This is a genomic window from Streptomyces sp. AcH 505, from assembly GCF_000818175.1.
In the GTDB taxonomy this organism is placed as follows: domain Bacteria; phylum Actinomycetota; class Actinomycetes; order Streptomycetales; family Streptomycetaceae; genus Streptomyces.
On record NZ_JTIY01000001.1, the window covers coordinates 6,256,812 to 6,277,014 of the forward strand.

General features: G+C 67.0%; 14 protein-coding genes. 9 read left to right on the forward strand and 5 right to left on the reverse strand.

Annotation, left to right across the window (positions count from 1 at the left end; all coding sequences use genetic code 11):
* Nucleotides 1-94: 94 nt before the first annotated feature.
* A complete protein-coding gene (locus tag HY68_RS27880; RefSeq protein WP_041993900.1) occupies nt 95-1,006 on the forward strand; it encodes a universal stress protein in 912 nt (303 codons plus the stop codon).
* 59 nt (nt 1,007-1,065) lie between these two features.
* Here HY68_RS27880 and HY68_RS39680 read toward each other — a convergent pair whose 3' ends face one another.
* On the reverse strand, nt 1,066-1,599 hold the full coding sequence (locus HY68_RS39680) for a universal stress protein (protein ID WP_078863822.1): 534 nt from the start codon (nt 1,597-1,599) through the stop codon (nt 1,066-1,068).
* Between the two features lie 175 nt (nt 1,600-1,774).
* Between HY68_RS39680 and HY68_RS27890 the strand changes: the two genes are divergently transcribed.
* The 4 genes from HY68_RS27890 to HY68_RS27905 all read left to right on the forward strand — a co-directional run bounded on the left by HY68_RS27890 (nt 1,775) and on the right by HY68_RS27905 (nt 6,653).
* Nucleotides 1,775-2,254 (forward strand): pyridoxamine 5'-phosphate oxidase family protein, encoded by a 480-nt coding sequence (locus HY68_RS27890; protein WP_063779680.1) that lies wholly within the window; start codon nt 1,775-1,777, stop codon nt 2,252-2,254.
* An 11-nt stretch (nt 2,255-2,265) separates the two neighbouring features.
* Nucleotides 2,266-3,117, forward strand: coding sequence for a slipin family protein (locus tag HY68_RS27895; protein ID WP_041993902.1), 852 nt, complete (start codon nt 2,266-2,268; stop codon nt 3,115-3,117).
* Nucleotides 3,118-3,347: 230 nt separating this feature from the next.
* Nucleotides 3,348-3,833, forward strand: coding sequence for a universal stress protein (locus HY68_RS27900; protein WP_041993904.1), 486 nt, complete (start codon nt 3,348-3,350; stop codon nt 3,831-3,833).
* Between the two features lie 45 nt (nt 3,834-3,878).
* Nucleotides 3,879-6,653, forward strand: coding sequence for a cation-transporting P-type ATPase (locus HY68_RS27905; RefSeq protein ID WP_041993907.1), 2,775 nt, complete (start codon nt 3,879-3,881; stop codon nt 6,651-6,653).
* Between the two features lie 79 nt (nt 6,654-6,732).
* On the opposite strand, the gene HY68_RS27910 is transcribed toward HY68_RS27905, so the two are convergent.
* Nucleotides 6,733-7,137 carry a DUF1003 domain-containing protein gene (locus HY68_RS27910; protein WP_041993910.1) on the reverse strand — a complete coding sequence of 135 codons (405 nt, stop codon included), beginning with the start codon at nt 7,135-7,137 and terminating at the stop codon, nt 6,733-6,735.
* Nucleotides 7,138-7,464: 327 nt separating this feature from the next.
* Between HY68_RS27910 and HY68_RS27915 the strand changes: the two genes are divergently transcribed.
* Nucleotides 7,465-9,849, forward strand: coding sequence for a phosphoketolase family protein (locus HY68_RS27915; RefSeq protein WP_041993913.1), 2,385 nt, complete (start codon nt 7,465-7,467; stop codon nt 9,847-9,849).
* A gap of 74 nt (nt 9,850-9,923) precedes the next feature.
* Here HY68_RS27915 and HY68_RS27920 read toward each other — a convergent pair whose 3' ends face one another.
* Complete coding sequence (locus tag HY68_RS27920; protein WP_041993916.1) at nt 9,924-11,201, reverse strand: alpha/beta fold hydrolase; 1,278 nt, start codon at nt 11,199-11,201, stop codon at nt 9,924-9,926.
* A 76-nt stretch (nt 11,202-11,277) separates the two neighbouring features.
* Nucleotides 11,278-12,171: an EamA family transporter gene (locus tag HY68_RS27925; RefSeq protein WP_078863823.1), complete on the reverse strand. Its 894-nt coding sequence runs from the start codon at nt 12,169-12,171 to the stop codon at nt 11,278-11,280.
* Nucleotides 12,172-12,239: 68 nt separating this feature from the next.
* On the opposite strand from HY68_RS27925, the gene HY68_RS27930 reads away from it, so the two are divergent.
* Both HY68_RS27930 and HY68_RS27935 read left to right on the forward strand, forming a co-directional pair.
* Nucleotides 12,240-13,091: a LysR family transcriptional regulator gene (locus HY68_RS27930; RefSeq protein ID WP_041993921.1), complete on the forward strand. Its 852-nt coding sequence runs from the start codon at nt 12,240-12,242 to the stop codon at nt 13,089-13,091.
* Between the two features lie 204 nt (nt 13,092-13,295).
* Entirely contained in the window at nt 13,296-14,354 is a 1,059-nt protein-coding gene (locus HY68_RS27935; RefSeq protein ID WP_241778700.1) for a pentapeptide repeat-containing protein, read from the forward strand.
* Nucleotides 14,355-14,372: 18 nt separating this feature from the next.
* Here HY68_RS27935 and HY68_RS27940 read toward each other — a convergent pair whose 3' ends face one another.
* Nucleotides 14,373-17,015 carry a lectin gene (locus HY68_RS27940; RefSeq protein ID WP_063779681.1) on the reverse strand — a complete coding sequence of 881 codons (2,643 nt, stop codon included), beginning with the start codon at nt 17,013-17,015 and terminating at the stop codon, nt 14,373-14,375.
* Between the two features lie 711 nt (nt 17,016-17,726).
* Between HY68_RS27940 and HY68_RS27945 the strand changes: the two genes are divergently transcribed.
* Nucleotides 17,727-20,102 carry a ricin-type beta-trefoil lectin domain protein gene (locus HY68_RS27945; RefSeq protein WP_241778701.1) on the forward strand — a complete coding sequence of 792 codons (2,376 nt, stop codon included), beginning with the start codon at nt 17,727-17,729 and terminating at the stop codon, nt 20,100-20,102.
* The last annotated feature ends 101 nt before the right edge of the window (nt 20,103-20,203 follow it).

Here is a 20,203-nt window from a genome sequence, read left to right on the forward strand (position 1 = left end):
GCCGGTCGGCCCCCGAAGAAGGACCCGCGGCCCCTGCTCCCGCGCGGCGGCAGCCGCGAGGCTGGCGGCCAAACGCCTGAAGGAGGCCGAAGCCATGATGCGTAGCGTTGTCGCAGGTCTGGATGGTTCACCCGAAAGCCTGTCCGCAGCCGACTGGGCAGCTCGCGAGGCCATCAGCCGCGGGCTGCCACTCCGCCTGATCCATGCTTGGGAATGGCAGCCCTACAACTACGACACAAGAGGATCACTGGCGGGCGCCGATGAGACGCGCCACTGGGCCGAGCGGATACCTCGCGAGGCATCGGCCGCACTACGCCGCCGCTATCCGCAGCTGCCGATCACCGCGGACCAGGTCGACGGCCCGGCGGTCCCCACCCTGTTGGCGGCCGGCGCGGAGGCCGAACTTCTGGTGCTCGGATCGCGCGGCTTGGGCGCGCTGGCCGGCTTCCTGATCGGCTCGGTGGCGCTTGAGGTCGTTGCCACCGCGTCACGGCCGGTGGTGCTCCTGCGCGGCGGCGAGCCGGCGGAAGACGAGCAGCGGCACGCCGAAGGCGCTCGACCGTCGAAGCCTTCCGACAGCCGGGACGTCGTGCTCGGGCTCGACCTGGAGCGCCCCGCTGACGCGGTGATCGCCTTCGCCTTGGACGCCGCGTCCCGTCGCACGGCCACCCTGCGTGTCGTCCACAGCTGGTACCTGCCGGCGATATACGGCTACGCACCGGTGGGTGTGCCTGCGGACCTAGGTGCCGAACTGGCGGCGGACGCGGCAGACGCGTTGACGCAGACGCTGTTGCCGTGGCGGGAGAAGTTCCCCGACGCCGAGGTGATCGCCGACGTCCGGATGGGCAGCCCGGCCCCGGTGCTGGTCGAGGCGGCGTCCGACGCTTCGCTGCTGGTCGTCGGCCGCCGCATTCGCAGTTCGTCGATCGGCTCGCACATCGGCTCCGTGACCCACGCGGCGATCCACCACGCGAGGGCCCCCATCGCCGTCGTCCCGCACGACTGAGACCGCCTTCAGCGAGCCACCGGGCTCGGCGGCGGCGACGGACCCGCGAGGACAACCAGTCAGCCGACGAAGGCCGCCTCCAGGGGCGCCGCGGCCGGGAGTTCACCGTCGTGCGCTGTCACAGGGAAATCCGGGACAGTCACGACGGGGCAACGAGACTCGCTGACGCACGCGCGGGTCACAGGACCGAGCACGGTCGGCGATCCGTCCTGGTAGAGGCTCTGCCCGAGTGCCAGCAGCAGGGCGTCGTCGGTGTAGCGCAGAAGTACCGGGACCGGCGGCCCCTCGGTCAGCGCCGCCCGCACATCGGCGCCCGGATGGGCCGTCAGGACAGCCGATACGGCGGCCTGGACCAGCCGCTGCCCGGTGGCCCGATCCTCGGCCGGCGTACGACGCTCGGTCACACTTGCGTACGGCGCGCGGAGACGTCCCGACGGCTCCCAGGCGTGAACCATCACGAGAGGCACATTGAGCTTCGCCGCCTCGACCACGGCCCATTGCAGGGCAGCGAGAGACGCGCGGGATCCGTTCACCCCCACGACAATCGGCCGTGCTCCGGCAAACTCCGGCACGTTGGTCTCTTGGATGTTCATGTCTCCACGATGGTGCGACAACCGATCCGACGGCTAGAGCCGATCGACTCGCTGAAACGGATTAGCGACCACTCCGCAGGAGGAGTGCGGCCCGCGTGAGCGGGGCCGCCAGGCCTGCGACGGGGGGACCAAGCGGCCCTACCGGGAGACGACTTGACGTGGCGAGGATGGATGTATGGACTACCACGACGGATTCCGCGAGCTGGGTGATCAAGAGTGCCTGAGACTGCTGGCGACGGCCTCTATCGGGCGCATGATCTTCACGCGCCACGCCCTGCCCGCGGTCCTGCCCGTCAGGTATGTCCTGGACCACGATTCCGCGATTGTCGTCCGTACCTCCAAGGCTTCTCCCGTGGTCGTCGAAGTAGACAACGCAGTAGTCGCCTTTGAGGCGGATTGCTTTGATGAAGACGCCCGAAGTGGATGGAGTGTGGTCGTCACTGGTCGGGCCGGGCTGGTGAGGGACCCGGGTGAATGCAGGAGGCTGCGCGCGCTGGACACGCAATCCTGGGCGAACCCCGCGGGGGAGACATATATCAGGATCGCGTGCGAACTCGTCGCGGGGCGGTCGCTTGAACGTCCACCGGATGCCGAGCCGTCGCAGACAAGACGATCACGGGATATTGCGCACGGAGTGTGCGACCACCTCTTCTGAGGAGCAACACCATGGCAGTTCTGATTTTCCTTCTGGTCATCGCGGTCATCGTGGGCATCGTGGCTCTCGCGATGGCGGTCAAGGTGGTCAAGCAGTACGAGAAGGGTGTGCTGTTCAGGTTCGGCAGACTGGTGGGGACGCGTTCGCCAGGACTGCGGCTCATCGTTCCGTTCGTCGATGTCCTTCGCCGGGTGTCGCTGCGGATCGTCACCATGCCCATTCAGTCCCAGGGCATCATCACGCGGGACAACGTGAGCGTCGACGTGTCGGCCGTCGCCTACTTCCGGGTGGTCGACGCCGTGAAATCGGTGATCGCGATCGAGAACGTGCACACGGCGATCGACCAGATAGCGCAGACGACTCTGCGCAAGGTCGTCGGCCAGCACACGCTCGACGAGACGCTGTCGGAGACGGACCGGATCAATCTGGGCATACGCGAGATACTCGACGTGACGACCACCGAATGGGGCGTTGAGGTCACCCTGGTCGAGCTCAAGGACATACAACTACCGGACAGCATGAAGCGGGCCATGGCCCGTCAGGCGGAAGCTGAGCGGGAGAAGCGAGCGAAGATCATCAATGCCGAAGGTGAATCGATGGCAGCCGCCGCTCTTGGCGATGCCTCGGACATCATGATGGAGCACCCGCTCGCGCTCCAGCTCCGCAACCTGCAGAGCCTGGTCGAGATAGGCGTCGACAAGAACACGACCGTCGTCTTCCCTGCCCCGCTGATGAGCACCATCGGCGAACTCGGCTCCTTCCTCGCCCGTGAGACCGCCGCCGCTGCGATCCCCGCGTCGCCGATCGGCGCTGCGAAGCCCGCCCCCGCACCCGTGCTGAACGGTGCCGGCGCGTCGGTGTGATCGACCGCCGGCGCCCTGGTGCCCCAGCGGCAGAGGGCACACAGACCGTGGGCGCACTCGGTCTCCGTGGTTGCCGGAAGATGCGGGTCCCCGAACCACCCGTACCCAGAAGGGCGCAAGGGATCCGAGCCGGAACGCCGGCCGGGCGCTGACCGCCGAGCCGACCAGGCGCGCATGATCCGCACGATTCGTACGTGAGGCCCGATCGCAATCGATCAGTAGGAGTTCCGATGGTGGATCAACTCGTAGACCAGACCGGCCGGATCGTCGTGGGAGTGGACGGTTCCGCGGGTTCCGAGGCCGCACTGCGCTGGGCGTTGGCGCATGCCCGGCAGATGAACGCGTCGGTCGAGGCCGTAGCCGCTTGGCAGTACCCCGACATGTACGGCTACTCCTGGGGGTACTTGCCGTCCGTGCCGGACGGTGGAGACTTCTCAGCGTCCGCCGAGAAAGTGCTGGAAGAAGCCGTTGTGCGCGTGAAGGACCAGGTCAGCACGACGACTGCGGTGACGACCCGGGTGATCGAGGGACACCCGGCTCAGGTGCTCATGGAAGCTTCGCGCGACGCCCGGCTGCTGGTGGTCGGAACCCGGGGACACGGCGCCTTCGCCGGTGTCTTGCTCGGTTCCGTCAGCCAGCACTGCGTCCAGCACGCGCCCTGTCCCGTCGTCGTCGTTCCGCGATCGGACGCGGGCGACGCCCCAGTAGCCGGGTGACTTCGCCGAGTACGTGGATCCGTTCAACACTCAGGAGGACACCTCATGGTGCTGTCACGCGGCATCCACAAGCCAGACGCCGCTGCCGCACCTGATGCGGACAACGCGGAGGACGCAGACGAGCGACAACAGCCGGCCGAGCTCTTCCGCGACTTGCGGACCTCCCGGCAGGGGCTGGCGAGCAAGGAAGCGGCTCGGCGTCAACTGATCTACGGACCGAACGAGTTGACGCGCCGTGGCGGTCGTCGCTGGCCCCGTGAACTGCTGACCCAGTTCACGCAGCCACTGGCGATCCTGCTCGCTCTGGCAGCCGTTCTGGCCTGGGCGGGCGGCACGCCGGCGTTGTCGATCGCTGTGGTGGCAGTGATCCTGCTCAACGCCGGATTCGCTTTCGTGCAGGAGATGCAGGCGGAACGTGCCGTCGAGGCGCTGGCCGCGTTCCTGCCCGCCACCGCCCGTGTGGTCAGGGACGGGACCCGGTGTGAGATCGCGGCCCGCGACCTCGTGCCCGGCGACCTCCTGGTCATCGCCGAAGGGGACCGAGTCTGCGCCGACGCGCGCATCGTTGACGGGACAGTTCTGCTGAACCTGTCCTCGCTGACCGGTGAGTCGCTGCCGGTCAGCCGCTCCTCCGACCCGGGGACAGTCACAGGGGCTCTGCTGGAAGCCCAGGAACTCGTCTTCAGCGGCACGACGTGCAGCGGCGGCGAGGCCGAGGCCGTCGTCACGCGAACCGGGATGCATACCGAGCTGGGCCGCATCGCGACCCTCTCCCAGCGCGCGACTGCGGAGCGCAGCCCGCTGGAGCAGCAGGTCAGACGGGCGACCTGGATCATCGCAGTCGTCGCGGTGGTCATCGGCGCGGCGTTCCTGCCCGTGGGTGTCGCGGCCGGACTGGGCTGGAGTGCGGCGATCAGCTTCTCGATCGGTCTGATCGTCGCCAACGTACCCGAAGGTCTTCTGCCCACGATCACCCTGGCCCTGGCCGGCGGAGTACGCGAACTCGCCCGCGGAGGAGCCGTCGTCAAACGCCTCTCGGCCGTGGAGACCCTCGGCTCGACGACGGTCATCTGCACGGACAAGACCGGCACGCTCACCGAGAACCGGATGCGGGTCACCCGGATGTGGCTGCCCGGCGGCGAAGTGGACACCGCCCAGGTAAAAGGCGATCCCCGTGCCGAACTGCTGGCAGCGAGCGCCGCCGCGTGTACGACCGCCGAAGCACCGACCGACAGCCAACCCGGCGGCAGCGGTGATCCCACGGAACTCGCCCTCCTGCGGCTGGCGTCGGAGATCGGCGTAGCGGTGACCAGCTCCGAGCGCACAGCCGCACGCCGGGCCGTCTTCCACTTCGACGCCCACCTCAAGCGCATGTCGACCGTGGACGAAACCGCCGGCGACATCGTGGTGCACACCAAGGGTGCGCTCGAAACCGTGCTGCCCTTCTGTACAGGCCTCGTGGACGCCCGTGGCCACAGACAGCAGCTGGATGAGAATGCACAACACGACCTACGCACCGCCACCGACCGCTACGCGGCTGCCGGTCTGCGCGTGCTTGCCGTCGCCCGGCGCGTCATGCCCCGGGGAGAGGCGGCTCCGGACAGCAGAGAGGAGTCGGAAGCCGGACTGACGCTGGTCGGTCTGGTGGCGATGACCGACCCACCCCGCAAGGGTGTCGCCAAAGCGGTCAGTGCGGCCCACCGGGCAGGAATCCGGATCCATGTCGTCACCGGCGACTACGGACTGACCGCCGCCGAAATCGCCCGCCAGGTCGGAATCGGCGGCAAAGGCAGCCCGGTCGTCGCGGGCACGACGCTGGACCGGATGAGTGACGCCGACCTCGGCGTCCTGATCTCAGGTGACGACGAGATCGTGTTCGCCCGAACGTCTCCTGAGGCCAAACTCCGCATCTGCGAAGCCTTGCGTGCCCGCGGCGAAGTGGTGGCGATGACCGGAGACGGCGTCAACGACGCCCCGGCACTGCGGCATGCCGATATCGGTGTGGCCATGGGGCGCTCCGGCACCGACGTCGCCCGCGAAGCGGCGACCATGGTGCTCACCGACGACAACTTCGCCACCATCGTGTCCGCCGTCGACGCCGGGCGAAGGGTGTTCGACAACGTCCGAAAGTTCGTCCTGTACATCTTCGCCCACGCCGTCCCCGAAGTGATCCCCTTTCTCGTGTTCGCGCTCTCCGGCGGATCAATACCGCTTCCCCTGACAGTTCTTCAGATTCTCGCTATCGACCTCGGCACGGAAACGCTGCCCGCCCTGGCGTTGGGACGCGAGCCTGCCGAACCCGGACTGATGAACCGACCACCCCGCTCCCGTACCGCCGGAGTCATCGACCGTCCGCTGCTCGTTCGCGCCTGGGCGTTCCTCGGAAGCATCTCGGCGGTCCTGGTCATGGGCGGCTTCTTCGTCACCCTCTGGCGGGCGGGCTGGCACCCCGGCGATCCCACGGGGGGCGGTGCGGCCTTGCACCACGCCTATCTGCAAGCCACGACTATCACTTTCGTCGGCATCGTCGCCTGCCAGATCGGCACAGCGTTCGCCGCCCGCACTGATCACGCCTCGCTGTTCACCGTCGGTCTGCGGTCCAATCCGCTTCTGCTCTGGGGCATCGCTTTCGAACTGGTCTTTACGGCAACCGTCGTCTATGCGCCGCCACTCCAGCACGTCTTCGGCACCGCGTCGGTCGGTCTTTCACAACTGGCCGTCGTGGTCCCGTTCCCCTTCATTGTCTGGGGAGCCGACGAATTGGTCCGGTGGCTGCGCCGTCGGAACATACCCGGCGACACAGCACGGGCAGACATCTGATCCGCACCGGATATCGCGCTACCACGAAAGTGTTCCGTGGCCTGCATTCACCCGGGATGTTCTGGTTGGCGCGTTCTGGTTAGCGCTGGTCAGGATCTGCTACCAAGCGGCGGTGTAGCTCGGTGGTCATGACGTGAATTGCTCGGGTCAGTTCAGTGTTGGTCTTCAGCTCCAGTTCTTGCTCGACAAAGTCGTGATCGGCCTTGGCCTGCTGAAAGGCGGCCTGGCGATTTTGCCCGATCATGACGAAGGTTGACAGGAAAATTGCCTCAAGGGATACGATCAGCGTCAGCGTGGGCCACGGATTGGTCTCGACGAACAGCATCCAGAGCAGAAACCCGACCGCATGGAGATAGACGAAAACCATGGAGCCGGCGAACTTGGTGATCGCATCGGCGATGCGCAACTGGACATCGGCCGCGCGTTCGGACCGGTGGGCAACAACGACAGGATGGTGTTGCTGCGAGACATCTCGGTCGCTCATCTGAATGTGCCTACTTCCTCATGGGCTGTCGCTGTGCGGTAGATGCTGCACGGTGCCGCTCCAGGAGTCCATGGCAGCCGTGTCAGTTCAGACTTGATTACGGCACTTTGATGGCCGGGCCCCGGCCCTTCGGCCCGCGGCCCGAACGGACCCCGCAGGCAGTTTTGCCCGCGCGTTGACATGCGACCGAAGCGAGCGTTCACTCGCACGTGACGCTTTCATTTAGTTGCTCGGTTATTTCGAGCAATTATGGCTCGCTGGTTTCGCCCGGCCCCTGCGGAGCACAGGAATTTCCCTGACCACGCCCGATCGCGAAGGAGCCCGACCATGGCCATGCAGACCCGAGCCGCTGACACGTTGTCCCTGGATCTTCTGCACGCCATGGACGGGTACTGGCGGGCTGCGAACTACCTCTCCGTGGGGCAGCTCTATCTCTACGACAATCCGCTGCTGAGGCGCCCCCTGGAACTTTCGGACGTCAAGCCGCTCATCGTCGGGCACTGGGGGACAACACCGGGGCAGAATTTCGTGTACGTGCACCTGAACAGGATCATCAAGAAATACGACCTCGACATGTTTTACATCGCCGGTCCCGGTCACGGCGGACCCGCATTGGTGGGCAACACCTATCTTGAGGGTTCCTACAGCGAGATTTACCCGGATATCAGCCAGGATGAGGCAGGGCTGAAAAAACTGTTCACCCAGTTCTCCTTCCCAGGCGGAATTTCCAGCCACGTCGCGCCCACCACCCCGGGGTCGATCCACGAGGGCGGTGAGCTGGGCTACTCCCTCAGTCACGCGTTCGGCGCCGCCTTTGACAACCCGGAGCTGGTGGTGGCCTGCGTGGTGGGCGACGGCGAGGCCGAGACCGGTCCGTTGGCCACCGCGTGGCAATCCACCAAGTTCCTCGACCCGGTCAGTGACGGGGCTGTTCTGCCCATCCTGCATCTGAATGGCTACAAGATCAGCAACCCGACGGTGCTGGCCCGTATCGAGGACGAAGAACTGGAGCAGTTCATCCGGGGCTGCGGCTGGGAACCGTACGTGGTGTCCGGCTCCGAGCCTGAAGCAATGCACCGGCTCATGGCGGAAACCATGGATCTGGCTGTCGAGCGGATCAAGGACATCCAGTTGCATGCCCGCTCCACCGGAGACACCACCCGTCCGCGCTGGCCGATGATCGTGCTGCGGTCGCCGAAGGGCTGGACCGGCCCGGCGGTGGTCGACGGATTGCCGGTCGAGGGCACCTTCCGATCGCACCAGGTGCCGCTGCTGGTGGACGCCGCGCACCCTGAGCATGTGCGGCAGTTGGAGAGCTGGATGCGCAGCTACCGGCCCGAGGAACTGTTCGACGCGGACGGCCGTCTGATGCCCGACCTCGCATTGCTCGCGCCCGAGGGGGAGCGGCGGATGGGCGTCAATCCGCACACCAACGGCGGGCTGCTGCTGAGGGATCTACGGATGCCGGACTTCCGCCGGCACGCGGTGGACGTACCCACTCCGGGTGCCGTCGACCGGCAGGACACCCTGGTGCTGGGGAAGTTCCTCCGGGATGTGATCACACTCAACGAGGACCGGCACAACTTCCGGATCTTCGGTCCCGACGAGACGCTGTCCAACTTCCTGGGCGCGGTCTTCGAGGTCACCGGCCGTCAGTGGAACGCAGGGGTGGAGCCGAACGACGAGTTCCTGGCACCTTCTGGACGGGTCCTGGACTCGATGCTCAGCGAGCACCAGTGCGAGGGCTGGCTGGAGGGCTATCTGCTGACCGGGCGACACGGCCTGTTCAACTGCTACGAGGCGTTCGTCCACATCATCGACTCGATGTTCAACCAGCACGCGAAGTGGCTGAAGGTCACCAAGCAGCTTCCCTGGCGGCGCGACATCGCCTCCCTCAATTACCTGCTCACCTCGCACGTCTGGCAGCAGGATCACAACGGCTTCACCCACCAGGACCCCGGTTTCCTGGACCACGTCGTCAACAAGAAAGCCGACGTGGTCCGGGTCTACCTGCCGCCGGACGCCAACTGCCTGCTGTCCGTGGTCGACCACTGCCTGCGCAGCCGGAATTACGTCAATGTCGTAGTGGCCGGTAAACGCGACATGCCGCAGTGGCTGTCGATGGAGGACGCGGTCGTCCACTGCACCGAAGGTGCCGGGATCTGGCAGTGGGCAGGCAACGACCAGGACAGCGAACCGGACGTGGTGCTGGCCTGCTGCGGCGACACTCCCACCCTGGAGGTGCTGGCTGCGGTGTCGATTCTGCGCGAGCACCTGCCCGACCTGAAGGTCCGCGTGGTCAACGTCGTGGACCTGATGAAGCTGGAGCCCGACACCGAGCACCCGCACGGGTTGAGCGACGCGGACTACGACTCACTGTTCACGACCGACAAGCACATCATCTTCGCATTCCACGGCTATCCCTGGCTGATCCACCGCCTGACCTACGCCCGGACCAATCGCAATCTGCACGTCCGCGGCTACAACGAGGAAGGCACCATCACCACGCCGTTCGACATGCGGGTACAGAACCGACTGGACCGCTTCCACCTGGTGATGGATGTCATCGACCGGGTGGAGCAATTGGGTCCCCGAGGCGACTACCTCAAGCAGACCATGCGCGACAAGCTCGTCGAACACAGCCGCTACATCGGCCTGCACGGCCAGGACCTGCCCGAAATCCGCGACTGGACCTGGCCCGGCCCCCGCTGACAGTGAGGGGTGAGGCAGCCTTACGAGTCGTGTGAATACGGCCCGTTGAGACGCTCGGACCGGAGCTTTGGATCTCAAGGGTGGCCGCTCCGGCCGTGCAGCATGCGCAGCAGGTGGTCGAGGACGCGTCCGCCGCTGGCGCGAAGCCCGTCGTGCTCGTACTCGTTGGTCGCCCACAGCCGCAGGCCCCTGATGGTCTCGGCGGTCTGCAGCGAGTACGCGGCATCGACGTACATGTCGTCGAGGTAGACGGCGGCGGCCACGGGGACGTCGTTCGCGGCCAGGCGCCGGGGATCGTAGAGGTCGGGCCAGTCCGCGCGGGCGAACAGTGTTTCGGCCGCCTCGCGCAGGGGCGCGAGACAGGGCTGGTCGAAGTGGGCCGGGTAGGTCATCTCGCCGGTGAACAGCATCGGGTCGTCCCCGGCCAACGCTCTGCCCGCGTCGAACTGGGGGAACTCGCCGCGCACCCGGTGAGCCGCCCAGTTCGTCGCGCCGGTGCCGCGCTGGGCGTAGGAGAGTTCATGCATGAGCGGGTTCAGCGGCAGTTGGGCGTAGCTGAGGAAAGCCGCGGCGCGGTCGAGGAAGCCGTCGGACAGCTCCGCTCCGGCCCAGGCGTCTTCGAGAAGGTAGTGCAGCACGTCCGCGCCGTCGCTCATGCCGAGCATCAGCCCGAGCGACTGGAAGGCCTCGACGGTGAGCAAGGATCCGTCCGGCATGGGGGCCGGGCGCTCGATCAGGTGAGCGGCGATGCGGCGGACCGGGGCAGCGTCCTGCGGGTACCGGCGGTAGTACGCGGTGTTCTTGCGGTGCACGCGCGGATAGGCGGCGCGGTAGACCTCGTCCGCGGTGACGCGCAAAGCGGGCAGACCGCCGGTGATGATCGCCTCGCGCAGGCCCTCGGGCGCGAACGAGAGGTAGGTGACGGTGCACATGCCGCCGAAGCTCTGGCCGAGCAACGACCACGGTTCGTCGCTCAGCTCGCGCCTGATCAGTTCGGCGTCGCGGACAATCGCGTCGGCGCGGAAATGGGTGAGGTAGTCGGCCTGCGCGGCGGGCTCGCCACGGGCCGGGAGCGTTTGACGGGTGATCGGACTGGAACGGCCCGTACCGCGCTGGTCGAGCAGGAGGACGCGGTAGTCGTCGAGTGCGCGGTCCAGCCAGGAGTCCCGGCCGACCGGCCGCGGCGGCCGCATACCGGGGCCGCCTTGCAGAAACAGCAGCCAGGGAAGTTGCTCGCGCTCGCGGCCGGTGGCCACGACCTCGCGAGCGTAGATCTCGATGTGCTCGCCGTCCGGACGGTCATGGTCGAGAGGGACGGAGAAGAGGTGATCGGTCAGCGTGAAACCGGGCATGGAAGGCTCCTTCGCGGGAATGGAGTGATCTTGATACGGGCGCTGCTTTCGGTGTACGTCAAGCACCGTCGCGGCCTCAAGCGTGCCTCGGCTGCGCGAGGATACTGATGGCGTTGGCCGCGATGATCGCCGCGATGCTCAACCAGGCCGCCACGTCGAGCTTCTGTCCCAGAGCGAACGCACCAACGGCCGCGGCGAGCACCGGGTTGACGCTCATGAACAACCCGAACGCCGCTGCGGGAACGCGGCGCAGCGTGAACAGGTCCGCGAGGAACGGCACAGCGGAGGACAGGACGCCGGCCGCGACAGCCGCACCGAGCGCCTCGGCGGACGGCGTGTGGTGTACCGCGACGCCGGCTCCGACGGGCAGGAAGACCAAGGCGGACAGCACCGCTGCGGCGGCCGTGCCCTGTGCCCCGGGGATGCGCTGCCCGATGGAACGGTTGAGAAGGATGTAACCGGCCCAGCCGGCGGCGGCGAGCAGACCGAGCCCCATGCCGAGGTAATCGGCGGTGGGGCGCGGGCGCATCAGCGCGACGACTCCCGCCACGGCGAGTAGGGCGCAGCCCAGGTCCACGCGTCTGCGGGAGCCGGCCAGTGCGATCGTGAGGGGGCCGAGGAACTCCAGGGTCACCGCCAGGCCGAGACCGACCCGGTCGATCGCGGTGTAGAGCGACAGGTTCGTCACACCGAAGTCGGCCGCGAGCAGCAGCACCAGCCCCCACTGGCGCCGTGTGAAGGACCGAAGGCGGGGCCGACCGAGGACGAGCAGCACCGCCGCCGCGACGTACTGGCGGACGGCGACGACGCCGACAGGGCCGAGCACCGGGAAGGCCAGCGACCCGATCGCGGCGCCGAGCTGGGTCGAAAGGCCGCTGGCGAGCATCGTGCAGACCCCGGCGATGGGTACGGAGCCGCGTTTCGTGGGCAGGACGGCGCGGCCTGCTGGGCGAGTGGGGGCTGCTTGCATGCATCGATCCTGTGCCGCGCCGGACCATGCGCAAAATGCATGGAGCCCGCCGACTATACGATTCGGTTATGGATGTCGAGCTGCGTCAGTTGCGCTGCCTCATCGCGATCGTGGACGAGGGCACGTTCACCGACGCCGCGATCGCTCTGGGCGTCTCACAGGCTGCGGTCTCCCGCACACTCGCGGCGCTCGAGAAGCGCCTCGGCGTACGGCTGCTGCGACGTACGTCCCGCGAAACCTCGCCGACCGCGATCGGACTCCGCGTGGTGGCACACGCCCGGCGCGTGCTGACCGAGGTCGACCACCTGGTGCAGGTGGCGACATCGGGCCACGTCGAACTGCGTGTCGGCCACCCCTGGTCGGCACTCGGCCGACTCACACCCGCCTTTCAACACCGGTGGCGGGAATCGCACCCGGAAACGCAACTGCACCTGCTGCGCATCAACTCCCCGAGCGCCGGCCTGGCCGAGGGCACCGCGGACCTCGCGGTGATGCGCAGGCCGCTGGAGGACCGCCGCTTCGAGGGCGCCATCGTGGGTCTGGAAACACGCTGGTGCGCGATGGCCGCATCCGACCCCCTGGCGCGGCGCCGCTCGGTGCGGCTGGCTGATCTCAGCAGCCGCGTCCTGCTCGTCGACCAGCGCACCGGGTCGACCAACGCGGAATTGTGGCCCGCGGACGCGCGCCCCGCGACACAGGAGAGCCGCGACATTGACGACTGGCTCACGGTCATCGCCACCGGCCGCTGCGTAGGGGTTACCGCGCAGTCCGTCGTCGACCAATATCCGAGGCCCGGCATCGTCTACCTGCCGGTGCGCGACGCCGAACCGATCGCCGTACGACTGGTGTGGTGGCGCGACGACCCCCACCCGGCCACCCGCGCCGTACTTGAGCTTCTTACCGAGCTCTACCGCACATGACCGGTCGAGTGTGTATCGAACATGGTCGTGCGGTAGAGCTGAGGCTGTTCGATCAAAGGTGTTGTTCGGAAGCGGAGCGGCCCCTAGGCTCGTTTGTCCATGGGGACGGGAAGCTCCGACGGGGGCCGGCGGGGGTGGCGCGGTCGGCCGGCCGCGCATCGTGCAGCCCTGGCCTCGCTGATCGGGATCGCAGGACTGGTCGCTTTGGGTGCGCTGTTCGTCGTCGTGCCGGGCGTGGTGGTCGACCACGATCTCGCCGGGGCGGCAGTGGCGCCGCAGGATCGCCTGAGCGCGGTCAACGACGTGCGTACCACGCTGTTGCAGGTCGTCGGTGGCCTGGTCGTACTCTTCGGCGCGTACGCCACCTGGCGGCAGTTGCGGGTCAGTCAGGAGGGACTGCGCGCCGCTCAACTGGGTTACGTCACCGACCGGTTCAGCCGGGCGGTCGACCAACTCGGCAGCGACAAGCCGGATGTGCGCATCGGCGGCCTGCACGCGCTGTGGCAGATCGGGGAGCAGTCCGCCCGGGACCGCGACGCCGTACTCTCGATCCAGGCCGCTTACCTGCGCACGCACTTGCCCTGGACGTCCACGGGACCGGGATCAGCGGCGAACGTGTCCATCAACGATGTCGCGCCGTTGGAGACCCGTGCCGCGGACGCCCAGGTGGCGCTGACTGCTCTCGGCGTGCTGTGCCAGCATCCCCGCGACAATCCCTGGCTCAACCTCAGCTCCACCGACCTTCGGCGGGCCGACTGCGACGGGCTGTGGCTGCCCGAGATCAACTTTGACCGCTCCTGCCTGGAGGCAGCGGGCCTCTACCACGCCAATTTGACGCAGTCGTCCCTGGTCTCGGCCAACCTGCGGCATGCCAACTTCACGACGGCGATCCTCCGCCGGGCCCGCTGCGTTCTGGCCGACCTGCGCGGCGCGAAACTGGTCAGTGCGGACCTGCGCGACACCGACTTCACCGAGACCAACCTGCGCGAGGCCAACCTTCGTAAGGCAGACGCCCGGGGCGCGGTCTTCCGCAACGCCGATCTCCGCATGGCCGACCTGCGCGGCACCGACCTGACTACGGCCGATCTTCTCCGGGTACGGTTGACCGACGCTCTTGCCAGCGAGCACACCCGCTGGCCGAGCGGCTTCGACCACGCGGGCGCCGGAGTCATCACCACCGAAGACCCCGGCCCCGAGCCATCGCCTCTCCTTCAGCCTCCGACGATGTTCTGGCAAGTCCCGCCCCTGAGTTCCGCGCCGTAGCTGTTGGGGCGCCCGGATTCAGGAGGGTAGGCTCCATTTCTGGTTGTTTGCTCCGTTGCAGTCCCAGATTTCGAGTTGGGTTCCGTCGGTGGTGGTGGCGTTGGGTACGTCGAGGCAGCGGCCGGACTGGGGGTTGCGCAGGGCGCCGGTGGAGGTGGTGTAGGTCCATTTCTGGTTGGTGCCGCCGTTGCAGTCCCAGAGTTCGACGAGGGTGCCGTTGGCGGATCCGCCGTTGCCGGTGACCTCGACGCATTTGCCGAGGATCTGCAGGGTGCCGTCGCCTGCCACGGTGACCTGCTGGGCGGGGGAGCTGTTGCAGCTCCAGATCTGGATCTTGCTGCCGTTCGTCGTCGAAGCGGCGTTGTCATCCAGGCACTTGCCGCCGTTCGCCGACGTCACCGGACCGGTACGGCCCGCCGGCGGCCCGGGGGGCTTGGCGCCGCCGTCGCCGTTGTACGAGGGGGGTGCGGAGGAGGCCGCAGTGGCCCAATTGGTGTTGGCGGTGGTGCCGAGAGTGAGGTCGAGGGTGCCGCCACCGGTCGCGAACGACGCCGGCAGGTAGGCGTTGTTCCAGTTGGCGCCGTTGAGTGTGGCGCTCTGGACGTAAGGCGCGTTGTCAGCGGCCTGGGGGGCGTTGACGGTGATCGTCTTGCCATTGCCCAGGGTGACGCTGACCTTGGTGAACAGCGGACTGCCCAGCGCCAGGTCGGACGTACCGGGTGTCTCGGGGTAGAAACCCATGGCGGACCAGACGTACCAGGCGCTCATGGTGCCCAGGTCGTCGTTGCCGACCTTCCAGTTGGCCGGGTCGTTCGGCCACAGTTGGTCCTGGACCTTGCGGACGATCTGCTGGGTCTTCCACGGCTGCCCGATGTAGTCGTATTCCCAAGGCAGTTCGATCGAAGGTTCATTGCCCAGGTCGGCGTGCGAGCCGCCCGACCCGCCGAGGTCGGACAGCACGCTGTCGAGGTAGGTGGCCATCTTGGCGTTGCCGCCCATGGCGTCGGCCAGGCCGCGGATGTTGTGCGGCACCGCCCCGGTGTACTGCCAGGACGTGCCCTCGACGAACTGATCGCTGCTGGTGGGATTGAAGCCCGACGTCCAGGAGCCGTTCGTCTGCTTGGGCTGCATGAATCCGCTGGAGGTGTTGAAGACGTTGCGCCAGTCCTGGGCACGGTTGGCGAACTGACTCCGGGTGGTGGTGTCGCCGAGAGCGCCGGCGAAGGCGGAGGTGGCGAAGTCCTGTGCGCTGTATTCGAGCAGGGTCGCCACCGAGCCGTAGAAGTCCTTCGGATAGCTGCCGTCCGAGGGCAGATATCCGTACTTCGTCTGCAGGTCCAGGCCCATCCGGATCGGATTGCTGGTGGTGCCCTGCTTCACCATGGCGTTCTTGGCGGCGCTGGTGTCGAAGTCCCGTGCCCCGAAGGCGTAGTAGTCCGCCACGATCGCCGGCCCCGGATCGCCGTTCATGACCTGGGTCTCGGCCGAGTTCAGTGACCACTTGGGGAAGAAGCCGGCTTGCGCGTAGTCGTTGACCAGCGACTGGGCGCTGTCACTTGCCTGTTGTGGCGCGACCAGTGCCTCCAACTGCGCCTGGGTGCGGTAGATGTCCCAACCGGAGTAGGTGCCGTACTGAGCCTTCTGCCGGCCCGACACCGTGTGCACCTGATGGTCGAAGCCCCAGTACTTCCCGTCGCTGTCGCTGAGCAGGTTGGGGTGCAGCAGCGAGTGGTACAGCGAGGTGTAGAACACCTTCTGCTGGTCCGACGTGCCGCCGCTGATCGCGATCTTGCCCAGGACGCTGTTCCACGCGTTGTGCGCGGCGGTCCGGGTTCCGTTGAAGTCCCAACCGGCGTTTTCCGCAGCTCGGTTGGCGGTGGCGCCGGCGATCGAGACGTAGGACAGGCCGACCTTGGCCTGGACCACCCTGTTGCCGGTGGTGTTGAAGGTGACCGAATTCCCGCCGTTGAAGCTGCCGTTGCCGGTCATGGGCTGGTCGAAGACCATGTCGAAGTACGCGGTGTACGACGGGGCTGAAGCGCAGAACAGCCCGGCGTCCACCGAGCCGCTGACCTCGGTGCTGCTCACCTTGGTGAAGTGCAGATTGGTGGCCTTGTCCGCGTTCAGTTTGAACAGCAGATTGGCCTGTGTGGTCGAAGGGAACGTGAAGCGCGCCATTCCGGAGCGGGCCGTGGTGGTGAGTTCCGTCTTCACACCGTTGCCCAGGGTGACCGCATACGCTCCCGCGTCGGCCGACTCGCTGCTGTGCGAGAACGTCTGGGTGGCGGCGCCGTCCACGGTGCCGGTGGTCGGCAGCACGGGGATGTCGCCCATGGCGCCACAGCCCGGCCCGGACAGATGGTTGAGACTGAAGCCGGTGACAACGTTGTCAGAGTACGCGTAGTTACCGCCGGGCGGACGGGAGGACGTGTCGGGGCTCCACGAGACCATGCCGAACGGAGTGTCGGCGCCGGGGAAGGTGTTTCCGGCGTTGGACGTGCCGAGCAGCGGATTGACCAGAGATGCTGGATCCGCCGCCGCGGCGGCGCTCGCGCTGAGCGAGGCGGGGGCGGTGACGGGCGTGTCGGCGTGAGCGGCGGTCGGGGCGGCGAGCCCCAGCAGCATCACGGAGAGGGCAAGTGGCAGGCGCCATCGTTTCATCGTTGCGGCTCCAGGAACGGACAGCCACGGCTGTCACCGGACCGGTGGGGGTAAATCTCCAGAAGCAAAGGGCAGGCCCACGACGGTTGTCAACGGAACCGACCGAAATCGCAAAAGAATCAACAGCGTTTGATTCGGCTGCAGTTGACGAACGGAGGACGGGCGGCCGTCGGCGCCGCAGGTTCCGGCGGATCCCGTCGGCAGCCCGGCCGCTCGGCTCGCGACCGCTGGTCAACCGGGACATGGGGAATGTGGGCGGCGAGCGATGCCGGGTCTCCACCAGGCACCGTGCGGACCGGAGCAGGTGCCGAGAGAAGCTCAGTGGGAGCGCAAACACCGATTCATCCCGTCGTGTCCGGGCCATTGACGCGGTCATGACTGATGGCTAGCTTCTGAGAGCGCTCTCCTCCGTCATCGGTGCGTCTTGCCGTATGTGACCGGTCTGCCGGGAGGCCCCATGAATGCTGCACGGAAGTCTCTGGACCGCGCCCTCGCGACAACGTTGTCACACCCCGCTCCCGCGAATGATCTCCGGGTCGGCGTCGGCGACGGGTGCGGGCAGATCCGCCGGAGGTCGACGGACCGGCCGACCGGCGACCCCGCCCCGCGCCGGCCGTCATGGTCGTTTCTGTTTCCTTGTCAGGGGCGTTGACTCGGAAACGAACACGACTCCACACTGTGCGCGATTCCCCCGGTGAAAGGATGTCAGTGATGCGGAGATTGTTAAGACTTGCACCTCTATGGGTGCTGACGCTCCTCGCGGCCGCCTTGGCGGTGAGCGCGGTTCCGGCTCAGGCGGCTACGACATCGATCAGTGTGGACGGCGCCCAGAGCGGCCGGACGTTCGACGGAATCGGTGCGATCAGCGGCGGCGGCGGCAACTCGCGGCTGCTGACCGACTATCCGGCCGACCAGCAGTCCCAGATCCTGGACTACATGTTCAAGCCCGGCTACGGCGCCAACCTCCAGCTGCTCAAGCTGGAGATCGGCGGCGACGCCAACTCCACCGACGGTTCCGAGCCGTCGATCGAGCACAGCAGGGGCACGATCAACTGCAACGCCGGATACGAGTTCTGGCTGGCTGAGCAGGCCAAGGCGCGCAACCCCAACATTGGTCTGTACGGACTGGCGTGGGCGGCGCCCGGCTGGATCAACGGCGGCTTCTGGTCGACCGACACCGTCAACTACCTGATCTCCTGGCTGGACTGCGCCAAGACCCACAACCTGAACATCAAGTATCTCGGCGGCTGGAACGAGCGTGGGCACGACGCCAACTGGTTCGTCCAACTCCGCTCCGCGCTCGACTCGCACGGTTACGGCGCCGTCCAGCTGGTCGCGGACGACAGCGGCTGGAACGTGGCCGACGACATGGCGAACAACAGTGCCTTCAACAACGCCGTGTCCATCATCGGCGCGCACTACTCGTGCGAGGGCGGGGACGGGGGTAACGCCCACACCTGCTCCAGCACCACGGCGGCGAAGAACAACGGCAAGCCGCTGTGGGACAGCGAGAACGGCTCGCAGGACATGAACACCGGCGCCCCCGCGCTGATCCGGGCCATCACCCGCGGCTACATCGATGCCAGGATGACCAGCTACTTCAACTGGCCACTGATCGCCGCGATCTACCCCAATCTGCCGTACAACACCGTCGGTCTGGCGACTGCCGCCTCGCCGTGGTCGGGCAATTACCAGATCGGTGCCAGCACCTGGGCCACTGCCCAGGTCACCCAGTTCACCCAGCCCGGCTGGAAGTTCATCGACTCCGCTTCGGGTTATCTCGGCGGATCGGAGTCCAACGGCACGTACGTCACCCTGAAGTCGGCCAACAACTCGGACTACTCCACCGTTCTGGAGACCACGACGTCGACCTCGACGCAGACCGTGAACTTCTCGGTCAAGGGCGGGCTGTCCACCGGAGCGGTCCACGTGTGGGCGACCAACGTCAACTCGCCGAGCAACAGCTCGTCCTTCATCCACACCCAGGACATCACACCGAGCAACGGCTCGTACTCGCTGACGATGCAGCCGGGCTACGTCTACACCGTCAGCACCATCGCCGGCCAGGGCAAGGGCACCGCCACGTCGCCTGCCGCCCACGCGCTCGCACTGCCTTACTCCGACAACTTCGACAACGTTGTCACAGGAGGTGAGGCGAAGTACCTCTCCGACATGCAGGGCTCCTTCGAGGTCCAGCCCTGCACCGGCCGGTCGGGCAAGTGCGTGCAGCAGATGGCTCCGGTCAAACCCATCGAGTGGCAGGACGACTCCGACTCGTACTCGCTGATCGGCGACCCCACCTGGTCCAACTACACGGTCAGCTCCGACGTCTACCTGCGGAGCGCGGGGACGACCGAGCTGCTGGGCCGGGCCAACACCCAGCAGCGACCGCAGTCGCACATGAACGCCTACTATCTGCGCATTCGGGACACCGGCCAGTGGTGGATCGAGAAGATGTACACCGACGGCAGCAACCACACGCTGGCCACGGGTACGACGACAGCGTTGGGCACCGGCCAGTGGCACAACCTGTCGTTCACGTTCCAGGGCTCGGAGATCAGCGCCAAACTCGACGGAAAGCAGTTCGGTTCGGTGAACGACTCGTCGTTCCAAACCGGCCAGGCCGGCCTCGGCATCCAGGGCTACCGCACCGACCAGTTCGACAACCTGTCCATGACCCCGGGCTCCGGCGGCGGCGGCACCGGGACCGGCGCGGTCAGCTCCGGCCTCAACGGCGCCAAGTGCCTTGACGACTACCAGGCTTCGACCACCCCCGGCGCTGTCGTGGACCTCTGGGACTGCAACGGCTCGTCGGCCCAGCAATGGACGGTGGCCAACGGCGCGGTACGCAGCGGCGGCCTCTGCCTGGACGTGGTCGCCAACGGCACGGTCAACGGCAGTCTCGTGAATCTGTGGACCTGCAACGGCGCCGCCAACCAGCAGTGGACCGTCAGCAACGGCACGCTCGTCAACCCCGCAAGCGGACGCTGCCTCGATGTGCCCGGCTTCACCACCACCAACGGCACCCAACTCGACATCTGGGACTGCAACGGCGGAGCCAACCAGAAATGGAACCTGCCCACTTGATCCACGGCTGAGCCGGCCCGGGCGGACGCGCACCGCGGCGCCCGCCCGGGCTGCCATCCGCACGCCCGCGCCCGTCAGCCCCACCACCGCACAGTCACTGA